We start from the raw sequence: 22,501 nt of genomic DNA, 5'->3' as shown, positions 1-22,501 counted from the left end.
CACCCTCGTACCGGCACATGGGAGAGCGGTTTCCGAAAGCCTCGCCCGATGGCGACCGAAGCAGCGACGGCGACCGGACGAGGCCGCGCCACCTGCCCTCGTCCCGGATATCCAGGGCTGCTTCTTGGAGCGACACGGTGAACAGCGAGAAGGTGGGCGACCCGGTAACCACCGGCGCCACCCAGGGAGGAGTCATGGAATCCGCTCCGAACCAGATACTCGGCTAGGAGAACCGCTGCGCCCACCGCGTCGGACCCAGCCCGTCGGGCCGCCGGCGGTTCGCCGCCGAACCGGTCCGTTTTTCGTCCGACACACCCGCATGGAGGTGTCACATGCCCACGCTGAAGTTCGTCAGCGCCGACGAGAAGGTCGACTTCGAGGATTACGTCGACCTGACCGAAATGGATGACATCATCACGTTCGGCTGTAGGTCCGGCAGCTGCGGAATCTGCGCCGTTCGCATCGTGAGTGGCGCCGAGAACCTGTCGCCGCGCACCTCACGGGAGGACAGCCTCTTCGAACTGCTCGGCGAGGACAGCCCGGCCATGCGCCTGGCCTGCCAGAGCCGGGCCTACGGCGACGCCGTCCTCGACGAGGTCAACTAGCCCCCCACCAGCACCTTCACCCGTACATCCACCAATATCAGGAGAACTGTCATGGAGACCACGAACCGCCTCACCCACAGCGCACTGCTACGCCGCAAGCCGTTCCTGTCGCCCCGCGACAGCGCGCAGGCCAAGCAGGAGATCGACGCCTTCCTGGACGAGAAGATGGCCCAGTGGAACGCGACCGTACCGTTCGCGCGCCATCTCGAGGGCAGCGAGATCCAGCTGCGGTACTACCGGCAGACGCTGATCGAGCACGCCTGGCGTATTCGCCTGATGCGCACCGCCCAGTCCTACGCCCTCCACAAGATCACTAAGGTCAATGCCGAGGCGGCGAAGCTGTACGCGGCCTATCAGGACGAGGAGATGCTGCACGACGTCCTGTTCATGAAGGACGCCGAAAAGGTGGGGCTGTCCGCGCAGGACATCTTCGAGACCGAGCCGAGCCTGTACACCCGGCTGCTCGCCGGCTACCTGTACTTCGTGGCGGAGCACGAGAAGGTTCTCGGCGTGATCTGCTACAGCTATCTGGTCGAGTACACCACCCAGAAAATCACCCCGAAGCAGATCAGGGCCATGTCGAAGTCACTCGGCAAGGACATGATCGTCGGCCAGGCCGCACACCTGAACACCGACCTCGTCGAGGACCACACTCAGGACATGTGGGACATCCTCGGTCTCTTCGTGGAGAGCCAGCAGGACATCGTCGACATCAAACGGTACTTCGACGAGATCCAGGAACTGCTCCGTCAGTTCTTCGTGGACATGTACGAGCGTTTCGGCGCCGTCGAACCGCAGTCGGCCTGACGCCGACCGAAACCCCCTGTTCCGGATTGGATTATCGGTATGGCTGGGAACTCTGGCTTTCTCGTTCTTTCACACCAGCTCAGGACCATGGTGGCACCGCTGGTCGCCGCGCTGCGCCAGCGGGGGATCACCCCCTACGTCCTGTCGTCGCGTCCCGCGGACGCCGGCGAGGCCGCGGACTGGCAGGCGGACGTCGGTGCGCTGCACCTCGGCGGCGGCCACGGCCTGCGCGAAACCGACGTCGACGAGACGCTCGCCCGGTTGGCGGCGGACGGCGTCCACCTGCTGGGCGCGATCAGCGTCTGGGACGCCTACCGGGAGCTGATGGCCTACGCGAACCGGTCGATCGGCGCCGGTGACCTGGCCGTGGGCACCGTCCGCCAGCTGCGGGACAAGCTCGCGATGCGGGAGCGGCTGCGCGAACACGGGTTGACGCGGGTGGGTGCCTGGCCGTTCGACCCCGAGCGTTACGCCACGCTGGCCGACCCGTCCCGCTACTTCGTCAAGCCCCGCACCGGGTTCGCCTCGCTCGGCGCCGTGCGCGCGGACCGCCTCGGCGGTGCCGCGGAACTCACCGAGCTCTGGGAGCGGGCGGCGCGCGACGTCGCCTACGCCGGTGCCTTCGAGGGCGCCCCGTCGTTTCTCCTCGAGGAGTTCATCGACGGCGTGGAGTGCAGCTTCGAGGTCAGCGTCCAACGGGGTTCGGCGACCGTGCACGCCGTGCACGAGAAGGTCGACCTGCGCGAGTCCGGTCGGACGGTGCTCGAGAACGCCTGCGTGTGCCCGCCGACCTCGCTGGGCGCCGCGGCGGTGCAGCGCGGCATCGACCACGTCACGCTCGCCCTGAAGGCATTGGACGTCGACACCGGCGTCCACCACGTCGAGGCCCGCCACACCCCCGACGGGACCTGGGAGATCGTCGAGATCAACCCGCGGATCGGCGGCGCCTACATCGTGCCCAGCACCCTGGTGCACAGCGGTGTCGACCTGCTCGGCCGCTGGATCGACCTGCTGCTCGACCAGCCCGACACGGCGGCGGCGGGCATCGAGACGGCGGCGGCCGATGGGGTGCGCAGGACGTTCTTCCGGGTCTTCTTCGGCGATCCAGGTCAGCGGATCGCCCGGATCACCCGCCGGCCGGCGCGCGTCGAGGTCCTCGAGGAGAAGGTGTTCGTCCACGACGGTGACACCCTGCCCGACGTCGACCGGGAGATCTTCGTCGGCCAGGCGCTGTGGGACGTCACCGCGCTCGGCCCCGACCTGCCGGCCGACTTCGTCGTCGAGACGGAGTCCTATCTGGAGATCGGCTATCGGCCATGAACATCGTCATCCTGCACCGCATCCCGTTCAGCAAGATCCGCTACGACCTGGCCGTCGACCACACCCGCCATGACGTGCGCTACCTGTGCACGGGCACGACCGACGGCCTGCCCGCCGGCGCCCACAGCCGCGTCCTGGCCACCCCGACCACGGACATGGACGCCCTGTCCGCACAGCACGCGGACTGGCTGGGCAACGCCGACCGGCTGATCGCCCGTTCCGAGTACGACCTGCTGCCCGCCGCGCACCTGCGCGCCCGCTTCGGCATCCCCGGTGACCGACCCGCCGACATCGCCCCGCTACGGGACAAGTGGCTCATGCGTACCCGCGCCGCGGCCGCCGGCATCCCCCAGCCCGCGTTCTGGAGCGTCGCGGGCTTCCGCCGCACCCCGCCCATCCCCACGTCCACGCCCACGTCCATCCCCGCCTCCACGTCCAGCGCGACGGCCGGCACCTATCTGATCAAGCCGCGGTTGGAGGCGTCCAGTACCGGCATCGAGACCGGCGACGTCCAGGCGGTCCTCGAGCGCCTCGACCGGCTCGGCGCCGAGGCCGCGGCCGAGGTGTTCGTCGAGGAGTTCGTGCCCGGCGAGATCTGGCACCTCGACGGTTATCTGCGCGGCGGCACCGTCCGCGCGGCCACGTGCAGCGTCTACGTCGGGGACTGCCTGAACTTCGCCTTCGGCAGCCCGCTGGGCTCCGCGCAGACACCCGACGAGCCGGCGGCGCTCGCGCTGCTGCGCCGCACCCTGCCCGTACTCGGCCAGCGGGACGGCTGTTTCCATTTCGAACTGATCCGGGCCGGCGACGGCCGGTTTCTGTTCCTGGAGACGGCGAGCCGGGTCGGCGGCGCCGGTGTCGCGGAGACCTTCGAGCTACGCACCGGTATCAACCTCTACCAGGTGGACCTGGCGCAGCAGCTTTTCGGTGAGATCGACGAGCCGCCGATGCGGCTGTCCACGGATCTGTACGGCTGGTTCGTCTTCCCCGCCCACCATGACACCGACCACGCCACCGTCGACTTCGATCCGCACCGTTTCACCGGACGGCTGGTGTCCCACGTCCACAACACCCGTCCGGCGGCGAAGGCCGGCGAGATCAGCTATGCCGCGGCGGCGACACCGCTTTCCGGGATCGTCCGCGGCAACGCCACCGACCTGCGGGCGACCCTCACCGAGATCTGCACACGGACGACCCAGCGGACCCAGACCCAGCCGGCCGTTCTGGAGTCGGTATGACCACGGCCTGCTTCGTCCTCACCGGTTACAACAACACCCGCGTCTACGACGTCGTCAAACTGCGCGACCTGTGCCATCGGGAACACCACGCGCGGCTCGTCCTGGTCACCGAGCGGCCGGGACCGCGGGATGCCACCGCCGCCGACGTCGTGATCGCCACCCCGCTCGGCCAGCTCACCCCGTCCGACCCACCCGAAGCGACCGACCCACCCGGCTCGACCAGCGCGACCAGCACGACCAGCGCCTTCGCCGCCGCGAAGCGGGTCGCCGCGCGGCTGGGACAGCTCGGGTTGCGGCCGATCGGCGTGCTGCCGTTCGCTGACCGTGGCGTCGTGCTCGGTGCGGAGCTGGCGGCCAGGTTCGGGCTGCCCGGCGCCGAACCGTCCCGGGCGGTGCTCGGCCTCGACAAGCACCGGTTCCGCGCCGCCGAGGCCGCGGTCTCCCCGACCGCGCATCCGGACGGCTACACGCCGCTGCGCAGCCAGGTCGTCCATTCACTGGGCGCGTTCGAGTCGGCCGTCCGCCGCTTCGGCGGCACCGCGTTCGTCAAACCGACCAGCGAAGGCAACAGCCGCGGCTGCCAGATCGTCCCCTCCGTCGCCGCCTGCCCGCGGGTGTGGACGGCCCTGGCGCCGTACCACGAACATGGGGTGATGGTGGAGACGCTGGTGACCGGCGCCCGCGAATACAGCTGGGATTTCGCCGGTGGCCACCGCTGGCTGACCGAGAAGCACACCACGACAGGCCGTTTCCGGGCCGAATACCAGCAGATCGTGCCGGCGCCGCTGGACGACGTGCAGACCGCGCTGCTCGACCGGGCCGGCGCGCACGTGCGCGATCTGGTGTCCCCGACCAACGGCGCCTTCCACACCGAACTCTTCCTGCTGGAACGGGGCGTCGCCGCGGTCGAGACCAATCTGCGTCCCGGCGGCATGCACATCTGGGATCTCGCCCGGCTCGCCTTTCCCGGTTTCGACCCGTGGCGGGAATGGCTACGCTGGTCGACCACCGGCGAGATCCAGCCCGCCCGCCCGCGGGCGCACGCGGCCAGCGGTATCCGCATGCTGCGCGCCCCCCGCGACGGCATCGTCGTGTCGACCCCGACCGTCGCCGACGTCGCGGCCGACCTCGGCATTCCCCTGCACGACGCGACCCTCACCACCGCGCCGGGCCAGCGTGTGCGCGCCGAGGTCGCGGACAACGCCGGTTTCGTCGGGCAGATCGTCCTGGTCGCCCCCGACGCCCCGACCCTGCGGGACCGCCTGGACCGGCTCAGTGCCGCCGTCGAGGAACGGATCGACATCGATGCGCACTGACCGCGAGGGGGACGGCACATTGGTGATCATCCTGGCTGATGTCGTGATCGTCCTCGGGAGGGGGCATGGGTAGCTGGCAGCTGCGGGTGTTCCTGGCCGCCCGCGTGCTGTCAACGCTGGGCGATCAGGTGCTGCAGTTCGCGGTGCCGCTGATCATCTACACCGCGACGGGCAGCGTGTCGCTGGCCGGCTTCGCGTTCCTGGTCGAATGGCTGCCCCGGCTGAGCTCGCTGCCGCTGGCCGGGGTGCTGTCCGACCGGTTCGGCGGACGCCGCGTCTACGCCGCCAGCGACAGCGTCCGGGCGGTGGCCTGCCTGCTCACCGTCCTGGCGCTCGGACGATGGCCGGGGCACACCTTCGGCCTGACCGCGACCCTCATGGCGCTGTGCGCGTTCTGCTACGCCCAGACGTTCATCGCGTTGGAATCCACCATCCCGCAGCTCGTCCCCAAGGAGGATCTGCCGAAGGCACAGGGCGTCCTGCAGATCATCAACAGCGGCTCGGGGGTGTTCGGACCGGCCGCGGGCGGCCTGATGCTGCTCTGGGTCTCCCCCACCCAGTTGCTGTGGGTGAGCGGGGTGGCGTTCGCGGTCGGCGCGTGCGGCGTCCCCGCCCTGCGCGGCCTGAGCCCACTGACCCCGGACGTCCCAGCCAGCACGGATGGCCCAGCCAGCGCGGACGTCCCAGCTGCCGCGGACAGCCCCGGTGCCGCCCGGACGGCTGACGTGGTGCGTCGCAGCGTGCTGGGGGATCTGCGGGTGGGTGTGCGCAGCCTGGCCGCGGCGCCGATCCTGCTGTCGCTGGTCGGACTCACCATGGTCGCGAACCTCATGGTGGGTTTTGCCATGGCGACCGGGGCAGCCCTGACGATCGGCCGTTTCCACCAGCACGACACCGTCTTCGCGACATTGCAGATCACGGTGGGGGTCTTCTCCGTCGGCACCCTGCTGCTGCTGTCACGGCTGCGTCGGCACCTGTCCATCTACCGGATCGGCGTGCTGTCGTTCCTGCTCAGCGCGGTCGGCGCGGCGCTGATCGGGGTCGCGCCACTGTTTGCGCTGTACGTGCTCGGCTATGGCCTGTGCCTGGGCATGACCGGCCTGTTCAACGTCTTCATCCGGGTCGAACGGCTGCACTGGATAGCCCCGGCCGAACGGGGCCGTGTCATCAGCCTGATCGTGCTGCTCAACCAGAGCACACTGCCGCTGGCCGGTGGGCTGGTCGCGCTGATCGGCGGCCGGGTGTCCGTCCAGTGGCTGTTCCTCGCCGTTGCGGCCCTGGCCTGGCCTGCCTACGCGCTGCTGCTGCGTCCGCTGCGCACCCAGGCCATGACGGCCCGCCCGGCCGACCCCGCGCCGGTGGCGGTGGCGGTACCGGTGGCGTCGTAGACCGCCTCGTCCCAGGTACTGCCGTTCGCTGGACGGCCGGACCGCCGGTGGGATGAAGTGCCAGAGGTGACAGCCTCGGGCCACCGATCACCGACCACGGACCGTGGCCGGGCCGACGGGCTGACGGGCTGACGGGCTGACGGCTGACGGGACGGAGATGGCGATGTCCGAGGTGCTGGTGGAACAGAACGGCGCGGTCCTCACGGTGACGCTGAACCGGCCGCACCGGCGCAACGCGCTGACCTACACGTCGTTCCGCCTACTCGCCGACACCTGGGACCGCGCCGACCAGAATCCGGACATCCGGGTCATCATCGTCACCGGCGCCGGCGACAGTTTCTGCTCCGGGATGGACCTGCGGGCCCTGTCCGACCGGCAGAGCGAAGGCGGGATCGCCGCGTCCACCGAGGACTCCCGCGTCTACGACGCGCTGCTGCGCGACCGCCGCCCACGCCAGCCGCTGATCGCCGCGGTGGAGGGCAGCGCCGTGGCCGGCGGCGCCGAACTGCTGCTCGGCACGGACATCCGGGTCGCCGCCGAGAACGCCCGCTTCGGCCTGCCCGAGGTCAGCTGGGGTCTCTACCCCGAAGGCGGCGGCGCCGTGCGACTTCCCCGCCAGATGCCCGTCGCCCTGGCCGCCGACCTGCTGCTGACCGGACGGACCATCACCGCCGTCGAGGCACGTGAGGCCGGCCTGTTCAGCCAGCTCGTCCCCGCCGGCCAGAGCCTCGCGAAGGCCCGCGAACTGGCCGCCGCCATCGCCGCGAACGGCCCGCTGGCGGTGGAGGCCGTGCTGCGCACCCTGCGCGAGACCCTCACCCTGTCCGAGCAGGACGCCTACGCCCACGACCACCCCTACGCCACCGCCGTCAACCACTCCCAGGACGCCCGGGAAGGCCCCGCCGCCTTCGTCGCCAGACGCACCCCCGTCTTCCACCGCCACTGACACCGGCTGACCGCCCGCTCAGCCCACCGCCCACAGCCGGACGGTCGCGTCGAAGCTCGCGGACGCCACGCACCGGCCGTCCGGTGAGAAGGCCACCGCGACCACATCGCCGGAGTGACCGGTCAGCGGGCCACCGACAGGAAACGGACTGGCTGGATCCGCGACATGCCACAGTCGAACGCTGTTGTCCTCACTGCAGCTCACGAGCAGCCGGCCGTCGGGTGAGAACGCCACGGACCGCACTCGCGCCGTGTGACCGGTGAGGGGACGGCCGATCTGCTGCGGCTCCCCCGGATTCGCGACGTTCCACAACCGTATGGTCAGGTCACTTCCGCTGGTTGCCAACGTCGCGCCGTTCGGGGAGAACACAGCCGACCACATCACTCTGTTCGATGTCAGCGGTCGCCCGGCCGACCGGAGATGGGCCGGGTCGGCGATCGACCACAGTCGCACCTTCTCGTCGTCGCTCGCGCTCGCCAGGAGCCGACCGTCCGGCGAGAACACCACCGAGTTCACCGATTCGGTGTGTCGCGCGAGGCCGAGGGGCTGCAGGTTCCCGGGCCCGGTCACCCGCCAGAGACGCACCGAGCTGTCGCGGCTGCCAGTCGCGAGAAATCTTCCGTCGGTCGAGAACGCCAGCGTTCGCACCTGGCCCGAATGACCGCTCTTGGTTTCGTGTAGCAGCGTCGGACTGCCCGGGTCTGCGACGTTCCAGCACCGTACGATGCGGTCGCTTCCTCCAGCGACGAGAACCTCGCCGTCCGGGGAGAACGCGGCGGCACGCACTGTGCCGGTGCCACCGGAAAAGGAATAGCCGATCTTGTGCGGCTGCGCGGGGTTGGTGAGATCCCACAACCGCACTCTGCGGTCCTCACCGGCACTGGCGAGGAGGCGACCGTCTGGCGAGAACGCGACCGTGCGCACGGCGGGCACGGGACGCACGGCACCCTTGTGGCTCTTCAGCGGCTCCCCGAGGGGATGGGGCATGACCGGTGATTCGGCGAGTGCGGGGAAGACTGGTTCCGTGGTCGGGGTGGACTCCTGCGCGCCGGGGAACCGCGGCGGCTTCCTCGGCGTGGCGCTGCCGGCGAGCGCCTGCCGGATCCGGCCCAGCAGGTAGCGACGGGCCTCCTCCTCGGACCGACCGAACAGATCGAACGACACTATCTGCTGGAGAATCCCCGGCTGGGCACAGTCCTCGACCCGGATCGGCAGCAACCGACTTGTGTGGCCCGGCGGGCTGGCCGTCACCGCGGCCAGCCATTCCAGCTTCCCGTGCTCCGAAGCCAGGTAGGCGTCGGACAGCAACGCGATCGTCCGCTCCGATTCCTGGATGGCCTGGTCCGCCATGACCATCCAGTTCGTGCCTGGCACGAAGTCCCAGTCCGGCAGTGTCACCCGATGGCCCGCCTGCCGCAGCTGCCAGGCCACCCAGCTCGCCCAGTCCCGATCAGCATGACTGTAGGAAATGTAAAAGTCCCAGCCGCCAGCTCCGGCAGCCGCCCCCGTGTCTGTCACGCCACGCATCTTCCCAGCCCGAGCCTCGGAAGATGGATCGACCCAGGCTCGGAGGAGACGTCACGCCGCAGGGACCGGCCGTGCGTCCGCGAGGACGGACGCACGGAGCAACGGATGGAGCCCGCGGACGGAGACCAGGTCGACACGGCGTCCGAACAGATCAGATCGCCACAGATGGCTCGTACATGGGCACACGATCACGCTAGCCGAGCAGCCCATCCACGTTTACAGGCACCCGCAGGCCACGGGTCCAACTCGCCTGGGGGTGCGCGATCTCGTCGGCCAAGAGGCGGTCGAACTCCTCGACGGAGTAGCAGACAACAGACCGACCTGCTTCGATATGGGCGTAGTTACACCGTACCCACAGTCCACCAAGATCGACACGCGCACACCTAATTGATCACGACCAGATTTCTCCGGTTCCCGCCAGCGCGGCAGGACCTGGGCCTCCTGGTGCCGCGACCCGACGGCGGACACAGTCCGATAGCCCGTCGCCCGGAGCGACGAACGACAGTTCCGCGGAACCGCCTCTGGAGCCCTTCGGGGAGCGCCCGCCGTCACCTCCAGTCGGCTGGGTGACGACCGCCGCGACCCGGTTCGGCGGCCTCGCCGCCGGTTCCGACCGCTGGGGACCCCAGTTATGGCGGACGTCCACCAGGCTGAGGCTTGGCTCGACGTCCTGCGCGGTTCGCCCGTCCAGGAGAGAACACCGCGGACCAGCGCTCGGAGAACAGCGCTGGGGCACGGGTCACCGCTGGGAAGCGGGTAGGCAGACGCACGGGGGCGGTGCTGGGATACTGCATGGTCTCGTCGGTGGTGAGGGAGCGGGCGGCCAGCGCGCAGGCCAGGATGGGCCACCGCCGCTCATCGGTGTTCCAACTGACAAGGTCAGTTTCCACCTGGGAGACCAGAGCAGCTGGTCGGCTGCGTCCCGCGCCGGGATTGATTGTGAGGGCGGAGGTGTCTGGAGGTCGATGACGCGACTGACGCCGGTCTTTATCGGGAAGATGAGTCGCCGGCTGTCCGCGGTCCAGGCCAGCGCGGTCACCGCCGGACCGTCCGCGACGCGCACAGGTCTCGTGGGCGCGGCATCAGGCGGTGATTCTCGGCTGCTGTCACGATACAGTCCGCCTCGACAACAGATGAAGAAGGGAAAACGAATGCCTCTGTATTCGGGCCGCCTGGCGGCACTCGCGCTGATCCTCGCCGGCGGGATCTTCGCCTGCTCGAGCACCGATGAGGGGGCGCCTGATGCTCCTGTCACGGGAAATCCCACCGCACCGCTGGAATCGAGCCGTGTTCGAGATTACAGCACCATAGCCGACCTGAGGTCGGACGCCGCCCTCATCGCGCAGGTACGGGCAACCCCGACGTCCACCGTGGTCACCGTCGACCAGCTGCCGTTCACGATCACCGATGTCACGGTGGCGGAAACCCTCAAGGGGGCGGCGCCGGGCACCATCCGGATACGCCAGACCGGCGACCGGGGTGTGGCCGGCACGCACATCCTGAACTCCGGGTCGACCTATCTGCTCTTTCTCCAGCCGTTCACCCGCCCGGGCGAGGACACCACCAACCAGTACTCCATCGTCGGTGTCAATGCTGGCCTCTACCTCGAGGACGGCGACCAGGCGCACCTTCAGGACACAGAATCCCCCGGGCTTCCCCGGACGCTCCCCATCGCCGATCTCAGCGCCCAAGCCAAAGGTTGAGACCCGCTGGCGGAAGCGGCGTGATGCGTGATCGGTGGCCGAGGAGCTCGGCGATCCGTCCTCAACATCTCCCCTGGCCGGCGTATGACACCACACCACGCCGAGGTCGGCAAGGATGCCGTCAACCAATCGGACCGACGGCTGTGCCTTCGGCAGTGGTGTCTTCGGCGACAGGCCGGCCGGGTAGGAGTGGGGTGGCGGCGAGGATGACGGCGAGGGCGGCGATCGCGAACCAGGAGACGCCGTGGAAGCCGGCGATCAGGTCGTCCCGGCCGACGACGGCGAGGATGAGGGTGACCACGGCGATGCCGATCGCGGCACCGAGCTGGTTGAGGATGTAGAGCACGGAGCTGCCCTGCGCCACCAGCGGCGGCGGCAGAACGCGGTACAGCGAACCCATTGTGGGTGCCCCGACGAAACCGAGGCCGAGGCCGACGACCAGGGCGGCGATCGCCGGCCACACCTCGCCGGTGGACGCGCCGACCCTGGTCAGCACCAGCCCGCCGACGGCCGCCACCAACGCCCCGCCGCGGGCCAGTTCACGCGCGCCCAGCCGGTCGGACAGCCGTCCCGACAGGGGCATGGCGATGATCGCGCCGACCGCGAACGGCGCGGCGAGCAGCCCCGCGGCCAGCGAACCGTGCCCGTACTGCTGGTAGTACAGCGGCAGGGCGAACAGGTTCGCGAAGGTGGCGAGCCCGACGAGGTTCATGACGACCACGGCCGCGGTGAACCTCGGGTTCGCGAACAGCCGCAGGTCGATCAGCGGCGCCCGCCGCCGACGCACCAGCCCCGCGGCGTGCAGCCCGTAGCCGACCAGCAGGGCGAGACCCAGGGCGCCGGGCACCAGCACCTGCCAGACCGCGAACGCGGAACGCTCCCCAGCCTGCGACAACGCGAGCACCAGCGAGGCGAAACCCGGCCCGAACAACGCCACCCCGACGATGTCGAGCCGGTCACCCCCCCGCTGCCCGCGCGGCGGGTCGACCGGCAGCACCCGCAGCGCACCGGCGAACGCGAGGGCGCCGATCGGCAGGTTGATGAGGAACATCCACCGCCAGCTCCCCTCCTCGAGGACCAGACCGCCGACCACCAGCCCGAGCACCGGCCCGGCCGAGAGCACCATTCCCATCAGGCCCATCACCCGCCCCGCGCGCGCCGGCCCGGCCGCCCGGGCGAGCAGGGTGAGCACCAGCGGGTCGAGGATCCCGGCGCCGACGCCCTGCAGCACGCGGAAGCCGACCAGCGCGCCGACGTTCCAGGCCAGGCCACTGGCCAGCGACGCCGCCAGAAAAAGCGCCAGGCCGCCCAGCCACAGCCGTCGGCTCCCCACCCGGTCGACCGCCCAGGCGGTGATCGGGATCGTGGCGGTCAGCGCCAGCAGGTAGGCGGTGGACACCCAGCCGATCGTGGTGACCGACGAGTCCAGGTCCGCGGCCAGGGTGTGCACCCCCACCGCCACGACCGAACCATCGAGGATGCCCAGGATCCCGCCGAGCAGCACCACCGCGATGAACCGTCGTAGCCCCCGGTCCAGCCGATCATCCGCGGCGACCTCGGCGCCGGCCTGATCATCCGCAGCACCCACCCGCTCATCCACCGTGCCTGCCATCGCGCCTCCAACATTCCAACCCGGGCAGCCACGCCCAGGAATCCCGACCGTCCCGAAATTATGCACCCGCCAGTGCAATTTAACAGTCCGATCGGAAGTTCTGAGGAACGGATGCGCTCCGCAGAGCAGATCGGTTGGTGCGATTTGGGTCGTCCACGGTACCGTGACGGACGTGACTGGGTCTGACGTCGCTGGGTCTGACGTCGCCGGGTCCGAGGTAGCTGGAACCAAGGTGGCCGGAACCGAGACGGCCGGGTCCTCGCCCGCGAGGGCTACGCGCAGGCCACCGTGGATGCGATCGCCTCGGCCGCGGGCGTCGCCAAGCACACGATCTACAGCCACTTCGGCGACAAACAGACGCTGCTACGCGAGACGATCGCCGCCGAGTCCGACCTCGCACTGGCCCGTAACCTCGCCGCACTCGAGCTGCTGCGCGACGTCGCGGCCGACACCGGCCCGGCAGACATGCCCGCGGTGCTCTGCCGCGTCGCACACCGGCTCGATGCAGTCCCGTTCCCGGCTCGGCACCCGCCACATCCCCGACGACGAACTACGCTCCGTCGCCACAGCGGCGGTCGAACTGTTCCTCACCGCCTACGGCCCGGCCATCACCTGAGGCGGCTCGCCGCACCTCCACGCCCCGCACGCACTACCGTTACGGCAGATCGACCGATATCCGGAACGGGAGACTTTCATGGGGCAACCCGGCGTCTTATTCGCGCTTCGCTTCGACTTCCGCAATCCCGACTTTGCCGGCACCCGCATGGCCGATCGCTATGCCGCGGGACTGGACATGGTCGAATGGGCCGACAGCCTGGGCGCGCTCAGCGTCATCATCTCCGAACACCACACCTCGGCGGACGGCTATCTACCCAGCCCGGTCCCGATGCTCGGGGCCATGGCGGCTCGCACCTCCCACGTCCAGCTGCTGGTCTCGGCACTTCTCGCCCCGTTCCACGATCCGCTTTCCCTGGCCGAGGATCTGGTCGTGCTGGACCAGTTGAGCAGGGGCCGGGTCGACGTCCTTCTCGCCGGCGGTTACGTGCGCGAGGAGTTCGAGATGTTCGACGTCCCGCTGAAGGAACGACCGAAACGGGTGACCGAGACGGTTGCCACGTTGAAGGGCGCGTTCACCGGCGAACCGTTCGAATACCGGGGACGGACCGTGCGGGTCACCCCCGGGCCGTACCGCCCCGGCGGGCCGACGGTGCTGCTGGGCGGTACCAGTGAGCCGGCCGCACGCCGGGCCGCCCGCATCGCGGACGGTTTCATGCCCGGGGTGCCGGAGGTCTGGGAGTTCTACCGGGACGAGGTGATCAAGCTCGGCCGGCCGGACCCTGGTCCCAACACCAGTGGCGACAACCGTGTCGTCTTCCTCGCCGAGGACCCCGACAAGACCTGGGAACAGGTCGGCCCCTACTTCCTGCACGAGACGAACAGCTACGTCGACTGGGCCGTGCAGAACAACGCCGCCACGCCGTATCCCCCCGCCGCCTCGATCGATGAGCTGCGTGCCGGCGGAATCTACTCGGTACTCACTCCCGAACAGTTCGTCGAGCAGCTGCGCGCCGCGCCGGCCCCGTTCGTCTGCTTCCATCCCCTGTGCGGCGGAATACCGCCGGAGCTGGGCTGGTCGAGCCTCCGGCTCTTCGAACGCGACGTGATCCCGGCCTTCGCTCCGGGCACGACAGACTGAAACACCCTCCACGGGGGCGGCCACCCCACCTGAACCAGCCGGCCGCCCCCACCGGTGCCCGCGGGATGTCACGCCTACGCGAGACGCACGCCGCCGGCATGGTTCCCACGGCGGTCGGCCGTATCCGGCATCAGTGTCGCCGCGGGAGCGTGTTCGGGTGCGGGCCGGGTTGGTCTGGGCGCATGATCTGGTGTGGCGCCAACCCGACTGTGGTGGCGACCAGAAGGGACAGCCATGTCCATGCCGCAGCAGTCCTCGTACCAGCCTGCCGACCGCCGTGTGACCGTGCATGATCTGCAGGCGGCGACTGATCGTGGTGAGCGGTGGGCGATGCTCACCAGCTACGACACCCTGACCGCGGGGATTTTCGAGCGGGCCGGGGTGAAGGCCCTGCTCGTAGGTGATACCAGCGGGGAGCTGGTGCTCGGCTACCGGGACACCGTGGCGGTGACGATGGACCAGCTGATCCCGATGGTGCAGGCGGTGGTCCGTGGCACCCGCCGGGCGCTGGTCGTCGCCGACCTGCCCTTCGGTAGCTATCAGGGTGGGCCTGAGCAGGCGCTGGCCAGCGCGGTCCGTCATCTCAAGGAAGGCGGCGCCCAGGCGGTCAAACTGGAAGGCGGCCGGCCTGCCCTGGCGCAGGTGCGTGCGCTCGTCGACGCGGGGGTTCCGGTCATGGGTCACCTTGGGCTGACGCCGCAGAGCGTGCACGCGCTGGGTGGGACGCACCGGGTGCAGGGCCGGGGCGACGCCGGCGGCAGCCTGCTGGACGACGCGCTGGCCCTGGAACAGGCCGGGGCTTTCGCCGTGGTCCTGGAAGCCGTTCCCGCAGAGCTTGGACGTCGGGTCTCGGACGCGCTGCGGATCCCGACAGTGGGCATCGGCGCCGGCCCCTCCTGCGACGCGCAGATCATGGTCTGGCAGGACCTGGCCGGCCTGACTACCGGCCGCGCGCCCAGGTTCGTCAAGCGCTACGCCCACCTCGCGCAATCCCTGCACGCCGCCGTCGAGCAGTACGTCACCGAGGTCACCGACGCCGTCTACCCGGACGAGACACACAGCTACACCTGAACACGCCCCCGCTGCCCTGCCGGCGGTGGCGATCGACTGAGAACAAGCTGGTGGTCCCGGGAAGTCGCGTCCAGAGGATGCCCATGATCCCGCCGAGCAGCACCACCACGATGATCCGACCCGGACATCCCCGCCCGGGCAACCCAAATGTCCTGAAATAATGCACTGGCCAGTGCATTATTGCGGCAAATATGGTGGCATAGGGGAACCATTAAGTTCTATGAGGCAGATCCTTCGGTACGATTTTGGTCGGTGGAGGTACCGTGTGGGACGTGGCCGGGTCTGACGTCGCTGGAACCGCACCAACTGGAACCGACGTGGACGCACCTGGGACGCGGACGGCGGCCGTCCGTCCACGGGTGCGGGCGGACCGGCGCCAGCGCATCCTGGACGCGGCGTTCACGACGTTCGCCCGCGAGGGCTACGCACAGGCCACCGTGGATGCGATCGCCTCGGCCGCGGGCGTCGCCAAGCACACGATCTACAGCCACTTCGGCGACAAACAGACGCTGCTACGCGAGACGATCGCCGCCGAGTCCGACCTCGCACTGGCCCGTAACCTCGCCGCGCTCGAGCTGCTGCGCGACGTCGCGGCCGACACCGGCCCGGCAGACATGCCCGCGGTGCTGCGCAGCGTCGCGCGCCGGTTCCTCGACTGCTACTGCGACGAGCGCGCCCACGCCCTGCGGCGCCTGCTGTACGCCGAGGCCGTCCAGTTCCCCGACCTCATCGACATCATCCAGGGCCGTGCCACCGACCCGGTGACCGAGGCCCTCGCCGACCGGCTGGCCCGTCTGTCCCTGGCCGGCCGGCTGCACACCCCCGACCCGGCCAGCGCGGCCGAACAGTTCGCCGCACTGCTCACCGGCTCGATACAGGCCCGTTCCCGACTCGGCACCCGCCACGTCCCCGACGACGAACTCCACGCCGTCGCCACCGCCGCGGTCGAACTGTTCCTCACCGCCTACGGCCCGGCCATCCCCTGAGTTCGCGGCCACCTGGCGCAGACAACGAGTATCCGGTGGATGTCAGCGGAATCGGAGCCGCGGTCTGGCTGTGCGGCGACCGGGCCTCGTTCGTCACCGGCGCGAACCTCGTCGTCGACGGCGGCTTCACCATTATCCGACGTCCGGTACTCAGGCGGGTTGGCTGGTGAGGGCGGCGATCCGTCCCATCAGCGCCTCGACATCGCCCCGCTCGTGGGCGAGCTGCCAGCGGGCGAGCTGGACGGAGGCCTCCACCACGGTTCGGACCCGCTCGTAGCGGCGGTCGGTGAAGCGCGCCAGCAGCTGGTCGTCGACGCGGTCCGCGGTGGTGAGCAGATCGGCGAGGACGGCGGCGTCCTCCAGGGCCATCGCGGCGCCCTGGGCGAGGGTGGGTGGGCAGGTGTGCGCGGCGTCGCCGATGAGCACGACCCGGCCGCGATGCCACGGCGGGTCGAGAAGATGCTCCTCGAACCAGGTGTAGTTGATGGTCTCGGGGTCGGTGATGGACTCGCGGATCTCATCCCACGGCCCGTGGTAGTCGGCGGTGAGCTGACGCACGATGTGGACCTTCTCCGCACCGGTGAGGGTGGTGCGATCCTGGGCGTCCTCGGCGAGAAAAGCATAGAGGGACGACGCGGAGGTCGGGGTGTAACCGGCGATGTAGCAGGGCCCGCCGTAGTAGGCCTCCGAGTTCACGACCTCTCGTGGACGAGGCACGAAGACCCGCCACACTCCCATCCCGACCGGCCGTGTCTCCAACGGCACGCCCAGCAGACCGCGCACCGTCGACCGAAGCCCGTCCGCGCCGATCACCAGGTCGTAGCGGCCCACCGAGCCGTCGCTGAACACCACATCCACACCGGTGTCATCCTGCGTGAAAGCGGTGACGGTGGTGGCGAACCGGGAGACGACACCGGCCTGGGCGGCCCGGTCCATCAGGATGCGCGCGAGGTCAGGTCGGTACATGCCCATCGCCGCGGGCAGATCCAGGCCACCGGAGCGATGTTCGGCGAGTTCGGCGAGGACACTGGCAGCGGCATCCGGCGCGCGCAGGACCAGGCCGTCCGACGGCCAGCCGTGCGCCAGGCATTCCGGCAGAACACCGAGGTCACGCAGCACCCGGAGGGCATTTCCCTGCAGCGTGATACCAGAGCCGAGCGCGGTCACATCAGGTCTGACCTCAACCAGGTCGACCCGCACCCCGGCCTCGGCACACAGAATCCCCGCGGCCGCCCCCGCGAGACCAGCCCCCACGACCAGCACACTGCCCACCGCAGCCATCCAGAATCTCCTTTGTCGATGAGCAAGAAAAGAACTTCGCCCGTTCTGTGCGACGCCCGAGAGTGAAACCCCTCTGTTTCTACCACTGGCCCGAACCGGCCCGATCTTCTCCCCACCTTGTAACACTTGTACGGTGCCGAAGCTTCATGACCCCGCAGATCTCGAACGGACCGTCGATTCGCTCCTGCGCGAACTCGTCGCCCACCTGCGCGCCGACCACGGCATCGACCTCACGCTCGGACGGCGCGCCCGCACCCGCCTGCTCCTCGAACTCGCCGCCGACCTGCCCCTGGACGACGAAGGCGTCGCCCGCGGATTCGAGAACATGCTGCGCACACCACTCGACCAGGCCCTGCTCACCCATCGACCAGCGCGACCCGGCCCACTCACCATCACCGACCTGGCCCGCGAATTCGGCACCTGGACGGCGTCCCTCGCCTGACCCGCAGACCGCGCGGCCCGCCCGAACTCGGCGACACCGGCGAGCCGCCCGCCCTGCTATTGCCGTAGCTGCCAAAACTGGCCCGCTTCACGGCATGCCACCAGCTTGATCCTTTTCTGATGGTGGATGATCCGGGGCGCGGCCGACAGGGTCCGGGAGGTCGATCCGGACGAGGGTCAGCGGTAGTTGCGGATCGTGCGCCGATCCTCGGGGTCGGGGGTACGGGCTCGCCACCCGACGAATGTCATCGCCCGCGAAGACCTCATCCTGCCCGCGCTGGACAGCTGGATCGCCCAGACCCAAGCGGCGAAGACCAGCGCGGAGCGGGACCTCCACGAGGCCGGCAGGACGCAGACACAGACGCTGAGTCACGAGGAGCTCGGCGACGTGGCCAGCGCACTGGGCCAAGCCGAGCCTGCAGAGAAGGCCGCCCTGTACTGCCAGCTGACCTTCGACCGACCTATCAGCCGTCCACCAACGCAGAAAAGACCGAGCTGAAGATCAACTCGGCCTACCGTGCGGTAACAAAACGTGTCCGAGGGGGGACTCGAACCATTACCCCACCACCGGTAACCCTGTCCGGTGACCTCATTCTCGCAGGTCAGGCGGGGGCGGGCGATGAACGACACAGGTTCTACCCCACCTGCCGGCCCGACAACCCGGCCGTTCGCTCTTCGCGGTCACCATGCTGATCGGCAGCGTTGTCGCGTTGAGCTTCCTGTTCGGGCTGGGTAATGTGTGGGCCCTGGGAATCCGGCTGGGCGTTCCCGCCTACATCGCTCCACTGGTCGCGCCGGCCGTTGATCTTTCCGTTGTCGCTCTACTCGTTGCGACCCGTCAGCTTGCCCTTGCCGGCGCCAGCCGGGAGCAGATCAGACCGGCGCAACGACTCCTGATCTTCTGTAGTCTCGTCACCCTCGCGTTGAATACCGCAGAACCGATCATCGAAGGCCACTACGGCCGCGCAGCGTTCGACGCGGTCGGTTGTTGCCTGCTCATTGGCTGGTCCCACATCGGCCCGGAACTCCTCCAAGCCCTGCAGGTCACCGCGCGCCACGACGAGCAGATTCCGCTGTCGGCGTTCCCAAACCAAACTGGGATAGCAGCAGGTCATGCGGGTCAACCGGACCCGCTGCTGGCGGGCCATCTGATGCCGCGCCCACGAGAAGCGACCCGGGCCGGCCATCGTGAGCAGCGGGGGCGCGTATCCGACGAGGAGCTTCTCGACCGCGCCCGCGTCGAGGATGCCATTCACTGGCAGGCCCATCGCCGGCCGATATCCGCTGAAACCCTTCGGAAACGTCTCCACGTCGGCGCCCGCACAGCCCGGGGTCTCGTCGTACAGCTACGAACCGACCACGACCTTCGACCTGGTTCTGCAGCGGGGTTCGAACAGGCTGGCCGGCCATTACGACCCGGGCCAGTCACCCCGCCAGCAGGCGCACCGCCATCCCCCGCCGCTCGGCGGGAATCCTCGGCCACACCCCCGACTGGGGGGCTCACCACGCTCGCCGGACATACCTCACCATCTCCGGCCCTATCCGTCACCGACCGCAACCGGCCGACCAAAGCCGCCAGCCGCAGCAACGCGTCCACGCTGATTATCGGCCCGCTCGCCCCAGGGCCGCCATTTTCAGATGCACTGTGCGTAGTCGATGTCCACGTTCCAGCGGATCCCGGCGACGCGGACGTAGGCGGCCAGCGGCACCAGGGCCGGGCTGTGGGCCCGGTAGAACGCGTACTCACCGGTGGTGATGTTCCGGCGGATCAGGAGATGGTGCTGGCCGGGCAGGTCCTGGTCGGTGGTCGCGACCAGTGCCCAGTCGTAGAGCCGCTGGCCCTTGGCGCCACTGCCGGCGGAGATCCGGTTCCAGGCGGTGGCGGGCAGGGTGACGGCGAGGTCGATCGCTTTCCTCCTCCCGGCTTTCGTGTCGATCTGGTGGGTCCTCGCGACGGCGAGGACGTAGCCCAGGCCGCGGCGGGCCAGTGCGGCGCGCAGCGCGGGGTCGTTGCCGTAGACCTCGTCGCCGGTGGCCCAGCGGCCGGGGACGCCGGTGTCGAGCGCGGTCTCGACCAAGCGGCGGGCGAGTGCGGGTTTGGTCGCGAACTCCAGGTCGTCGGGGACACCCGCAGCCCGGCGGCGTTCCGGGTCCGCCATCCACGACTTCGGCATGTACAGGGCGTTGTCGAGGAACGCGTGCCCGGCCGGGGTGGCGTAGGTCAGGTAGACCGCGACCTGCGCGTTCTCGACACGGCCCGCGGTGCCGGTGTACTGGCGCTGGACACCGACGGTCCTCGATCCCTTCTTCACGTCGCCGGTCTCGTCGAAGACGAACACCGCCTCGGGGTCGCCGAATCGCTCGACGACGTAGTCACGCAGATCGGCGCGCAGGCCGTCGTCGTCCCACACCGCGGCGGCCAGGAAGTGCTGCATCCCGCCCGGGGAGGCCTCCCCGGCGTACTCGGCCAACGTCCAGCAGTTCACCCGCGGCAGCCCGGCCATCAGACCGCGCAGGAACCGGCGCATCCGCCGACGGGACTCCGGCCGGGCGAACCGGCGGTCGAGTCGGCCCGCGAGCCCCTCGAACGCTTCAAGCCACCCGTCGAGGTCTACGCTGGGACACACGGCCACCGGCTGATCTTCACGTGTCGTCACAAACCGCGAGGATCACCGGTGGCCTCTTACGTTCTCCGGCCAGGGTCCCTCCTCAACCCCGCCGCCCAACCATGACCCACCAGATCTAAACGATCACAGAAGTCGGGCTGGAGTACTAGGCCTCGATCTTTCATGGGGTGGGGTCCGCTGATCGCGTAGTGCCTCCCCAGCCTTGTTGATGTTGAGTTGTGGGGTGGCTCTGGTTCGGGTCATGGCTGGCTGCCCTGCTGTCGCGTGGGGTCGGCACCCGGTCCACGTCCGGGGCGGTGTTTCGGGTCGGGGGTAAGGGACAGCCGGTGGCCTGGCTATGCGGGTGCTGGCAGTGCGCGTAGCCGGGTGATCGCTGTGACGGCCAGTGCGGTGCAGGGGGGATGTGCGGGCAGGTGCACCACGACGCGGCGGGCGTGGCGGGCGATCCGGCCGGGGAGGCGGAACAGCCGGTGGCGTAGCCGCTTCGGTTCCCAGCGGCGGGCCTGCTCGCCGGGTAGCGCGAGCATCTGGGCCCAGGCGGTCAGGGTGAGCGTGACGACCGCGCACCAGATCTGGTTCTGTGCGAAGTCGTGCAGGGGCAGGTTGGCCAGGCCGGTGTCCTTCGCGCCGCGGATGCGGTCCTCGCAGCGGGCGCGGCGGCGGTGGCGTAGTTCGAGGGCGGCGAGTTGGCCGCGGGGGCTGTTCGTCGCGAACGCGGTGATCCGGTTCCCGTCGACGTCGGTGATACGGAGCTGGGCGCCGGGGTGTGGGCGTTCTTTACGGAGGATGACCCGCATACCCGGTGGCCAGCCGGACAGGTCGAGCAGCCCGGTCAGTTCCGCGACCCACGCCCCGGGGCGAGGGATCCCGTCGGCGTCGTAGGCCGGGGTCCACGCCTGCTCCGGCAGCGCGGAGATCTGTGCGGCGTGGTCGTCGGTGAGGGTGAACCCGACCGAGTAGGCGACCCGACGCTGGTGCAGCCAGGCGACGAACTCGTGCGTGCCGCCACCGCCGTCGGTACGGATCAGGACCTTCCGGCTCCGGCGCAGCCGCCGGGGGAGCTGCGCGAGAGCACCGGTGGTCACGGTGATGTGGTCGGCCGCCGTGTTCGATCCGGCGTTCCCGCGGCGCAGCAGCACGCCCGCGGGTTCCCCGGTCCCGGCGGGACCGTGGTCGATGAACGCCCACAACGGATAGAACCCGAACCCCTTCTTGAACGTCGGCTTCGCCTGTTCCTTCTCCGAGTGGGCGGTGACCAGGGTCGCGTCCAGGTCCACGACCAGCGGATCGTCGGCGCTCACCGTCCGGTCCGGGGCGTGTGTGTCCGCAAGGGTCCACACCTGTTCCCGTGCGGTCGCCACCGCACGGGACACGCGGCCAAGACCCGGTCGACATCGACCGCGAGCCGGTCCACGGTCCGGGACACCGTGGGATCCGACGCCACCGCGCCGAACAGGCCGGGCTCAGCACGCAGCAGATCGATGTCGGCCAGGCAGTCCCCGCCGAGCGCGAGACTGACCGCGAGATCGGTGAGGACCTTCGCCGGGTCATGGATCGCCGTCGGTGCCCGCCACGGCGCCAACGCCTCGGACAACGCGGCTCCCAGCCCGGACACCCGGACCGTCTCGGTCAGCAGCAGCCCACCCGCCGACGACACGACACCACACCCAGCGGCATCGACGGGAACAGACGGGTACACACCGGTAGGCTTCACCGCGAAGGTGCTCCTTGGTACGGATGGATCAGGTCCTCAGCAAGCCCGATCCTCCCTGCTCAGGAGCACTTTCCCGTTTATCCCCACCCAACAGACGATCAGCCCGGCGAAAGCCCGAGGCTAAGCGCTGACCACGCCAAGCGACCGACATAATTGATGGATGGCTTCTCACGAAACCACCAGTGCCCCCGAACTTTTGGCCAGGACCCGTGACGGTGTCCTG

The 22,501-nt window shown here is 69.5% G+C and carries 19 protein-coding genes and 1 pseudogene; 14 read left to right on the top strand and 6 right to left on the bottom strand.

Annotated features, from left to right (window positions below):
• The first annotated feature begins 332 nt into the window (after window positions 1–332).
• The 7 genes from MXD61_RS24135 to MXD61_RS24105 all read left to right on the top strand — a co-directional run bounded on the left by MXD61_RS24135 (window position 333) and on the right by MXD61_RS24105 (window position 7,620).
• Window positions 333–605, top strand: coding sequence for a 2Fe-2S iron-sulfur cluster-binding protein (locus tag MXD61_RS24135; protein WP_248815710.1), 273 nt, complete (start codon window positions 333–335; stop codon window positions 603–605).
• Window positions 606–656: 51 nt separating this feature from the next.
• A complete protein-coding gene (locus MXD61_RS24130) occupies window positions 657–1,412 on the top strand; it encodes an iron-containing redox enzyme family protein (RefSeq protein ID WP_163549999.1) in 756 nt (251 codons plus the stop codon).
• Window positions 1,413–1,451: 39 nt separating this feature from the next.
• On the top strand, window positions 1,452–2,732 hold the full coding sequence (locus MXD61_RS24125) for an acetyl-CoA carboxylase biotin carboxylase subunit family protein (RefSeq protein ID WP_248815709.1): 1,281 nt from the start codon (window positions 1,452–1,454) through the stop codon (window positions 2,730–2,732).
• On the top strand, window positions 2,729–3,970 hold the full coding sequence (locus MXD61_RS24120) for an acetyl-CoA carboxylase biotin carboxylase subunit family protein (protein ID WP_248815708.1): 1,242 nt from the start codon (window positions 2,729–2,731) through the stop codon (window positions 3,968–3,970). The genes MXD61_RS24125 and MXD61_RS24120 overlap by 4 nt, the downstream gene beginning before the upstream one ends.
• Window positions 3,967–5,286 carry a biotin carboxylase gene (locus MXD61_RS24115; protein ID WP_248815707.1) on the top strand — a complete coding sequence of 440 codons (1,320 nt, stop codon included), beginning with the start codon at window positions 3,967–3,969 and terminating at the stop codon, window positions 5,284–5,286. The genes MXD61_RS24120 and MXD61_RS24115 overlap by 4 nt, the downstream gene beginning before the upstream one ends.
• Window positions 5,287–5,351: 65 nt before the next feature.
• Window positions 5,352–6,674 carry an MFS transporter gene (locus tag MXD61_RS24110; RefSeq protein WP_248815706.1) on the top strand — a complete coding sequence of 441 codons (1,323 nt, stop codon included), beginning with the start codon at window positions 5,352–5,354 and terminating at the stop codon, window positions 6,672–6,674.
• A 157-nt stretch (window positions 6,675–6,831) separates the two neighbouring features.
• A complete protein-coding gene (locus tag MXD61_RS24105) occupies window positions 6,832–7,620 on the top strand; it encodes a crotonase/enoyl-CoA hydratase family protein (protein WP_248815705.1) in 789 nt (262 codons plus the stop codon).
• An 18-nt stretch (window positions 7,621–7,638) separates the two neighbouring features.
• Here MXD61_RS24105 and MXD61_RS24100 read toward each other — a convergent pair whose 3' ends face one another.
• The gene (locus MXD61_RS24100) at window positions 7,639–9,138 is read right to left on the bottom strand and encodes a TIR domain-containing protein (protein WP_248815704.1); all 1,500 of its coding nucleotides are present in this window, start codon (window positions 9,136–9,138) and stop codon (window positions 7,639–7,641) included.
• A 1,160-nt stretch (window positions 9,139–10,298) separates the two neighbouring features.
• Here MXD61_RS24100 and MXD61_RS24095 point away from each other — a divergent pair.
• Window positions 10,299–10,850 (top strand): hypothetical protein, encoded by a 552-nt coding sequence (locus tag MXD61_RS24095; protein WP_248815703.1) that lies wholly within the window; start codon window positions 10,299–10,301, stop codon window positions 10,848–10,850.
• 121 nt (window positions 10,851–10,971) lie between these two features.
• Here the strand turns inward: MXD61_RS24095 and MXD61_RS24090 are convergent, their stop codons facing one another.
• Window positions 10,972–12,462 (bottom strand): DHA2 family efflux MFS transporter permease subunit, encoded by a 1,491-nt coding sequence (locus MXD61_RS24090; protein WP_248815702.1) that lies wholly within the window; start codon window positions 12,460–12,462, stop codon window positions 10,972–10,974.
• Between the two features lie 763 nt (window positions 12,463–13,225).
• Between MXD61_RS24090 and MXD61_RS24080 the strand changes: the two genes are divergently transcribed.
• From MXD61_RS24080 to MXD61_RS24065, 4 genes are all read left to right on the top strand, one after another.
• The gene (locus MXD61_RS24080) at window positions 13,226–14,158 is read left to right on the top strand and encodes an LLM class flavin-dependent oxidoreductase (protein WP_248815701.1); all 933 of its coding nucleotides are present in this window, start codon (window positions 13,226–13,228) and stop codon (window positions 14,156–14,158) included.
• Between the two features lie 240 nt (window positions 14,159–14,398).
• Complete coding sequence (gene panB, locus MXD61_RS24075; RefSeq protein ID WP_374629496.1) at window positions 14,399–15,229, top strand: 3-methyl-2-oxobutanoate hydroxymethyltransferase; 831 nt, start codon at window positions 14,399–14,401, stop codon at window positions 15,227–15,229.
• 317 nt (window positions 15,230–15,546) lie between these two features.
• Window positions 15,547–16,215 carry a TetR/AcrR family transcriptional regulator gene (locus tag MXD61_RS24070; protein ID WP_248815699.1) on the top strand — a complete coding sequence of 223 codons (669 nt, stop codon included), beginning with the start codon at window positions 15,547–15,549 and terminating at the stop codon, window positions 16,213–16,215.
• A gap of 35 nt (window positions 16,216–16,250) precedes the next feature.
• The gene (locus tag MXD61_RS24065) at window positions 16,251–16,385 is read left to right on the top strand and encodes an SDR family oxidoreductase (protein ID WP_248815698.1); all 135 of its coding nucleotides are present in this window, start codon (window positions 16,251–16,253) and stop codon (window positions 16,383–16,385) included.
• On the opposite strand, the gene MXD61_RS24060 is transcribed toward MXD61_RS24065, so the two are convergent.
• Window positions 16,366–17,496, bottom strand: coding sequence for an FAD-dependent monooxygenase (locus MXD61_RS24060; RefSeq protein WP_248815697.1), 1,131 nt, complete (start codon window positions 17,494–17,496; stop codon window positions 16,366–16,368). The two genes, MXD61_RS24065 and MXD61_RS24060, sit on opposite strands and share 20 nt — an antisense overlap.
• A 133-nt stretch (window positions 17,497–17,629) precedes the next feature.
• Here MXD61_RS24060 and MXD61_RS24055 point away from each other — a divergent pair, with 133 nt between their 5' ends.
• Window positions 17,630–17,938, top strand: coding sequence for a hypothetical protein (locus MXD61_RS24055; RefSeq protein WP_248815696.1), 309 nt, complete (start codon window positions 17,630–17,632; stop codon window positions 17,936–17,938).
• A gap of 186 nt (window positions 17,939–18,124) precedes the next feature.
• Window positions 18,125–18,436 (top strand): hypothetical protein, encoded by a 312-nt coding sequence (locus tag MXD61_RS24050; protein WP_248815695.1) that lies wholly within the window; start codon window positions 18,125–18,127, stop codon window positions 18,434–18,436.
• Between the two features lie 322 nt (window positions 18,437–18,758).
• Here the strand turns inward: MXD61_RS24050 and MXD61_RS24045 are convergent, their stop codons facing one another.
• The 3 genes and pseudogenes from MXD61_RS24045 to MXD61_RS24035 form a co-directional block, all read right to left on the bottom strand.
• Window positions 18,759–19,247, bottom strand: coding sequence for a hypothetical protein (locus tag MXD61_RS24045; RefSeq protein WP_248815694.1), 489 nt, complete (start codon window positions 19,245–19,247; stop codon window positions 18,759–18,761).
• 324 nt (window positions 19,248–19,571) lie between these two features.
• Window positions 19,572–20,564 (bottom strand): IS701 family transposase, encoded by a 993-nt coding sequence (locus MXD61_RS24040; protein WP_248815693.1) that lies wholly within the window; start codon window positions 20,562–20,564, stop codon window positions 19,572–19,574.
• Between the two features lie 335 nt (window positions 20,565–20,899).
• Window positions 20,900–22,278: pseudogene (locus tag MXD61_RS24035) on the bottom strand (IS1380 family transposase).
• Between the last annotated feature and the right edge of the window lie 223 nt (window positions 22,279–22,501).

It is taken from the genome of Frankia sp. AgPm24 (assembly GCF_023243055.1).
GTDB lineage: Bacteria > Actinomycetota > Actinomycetes > Frankiales > Frankiaceae > Frankia > Frankia umida.
The sequence above is the reverse complement of the archived record's forward strand: the minus strand, read 5'-3'. Positions and strand labels throughout refer to the sequence as shown.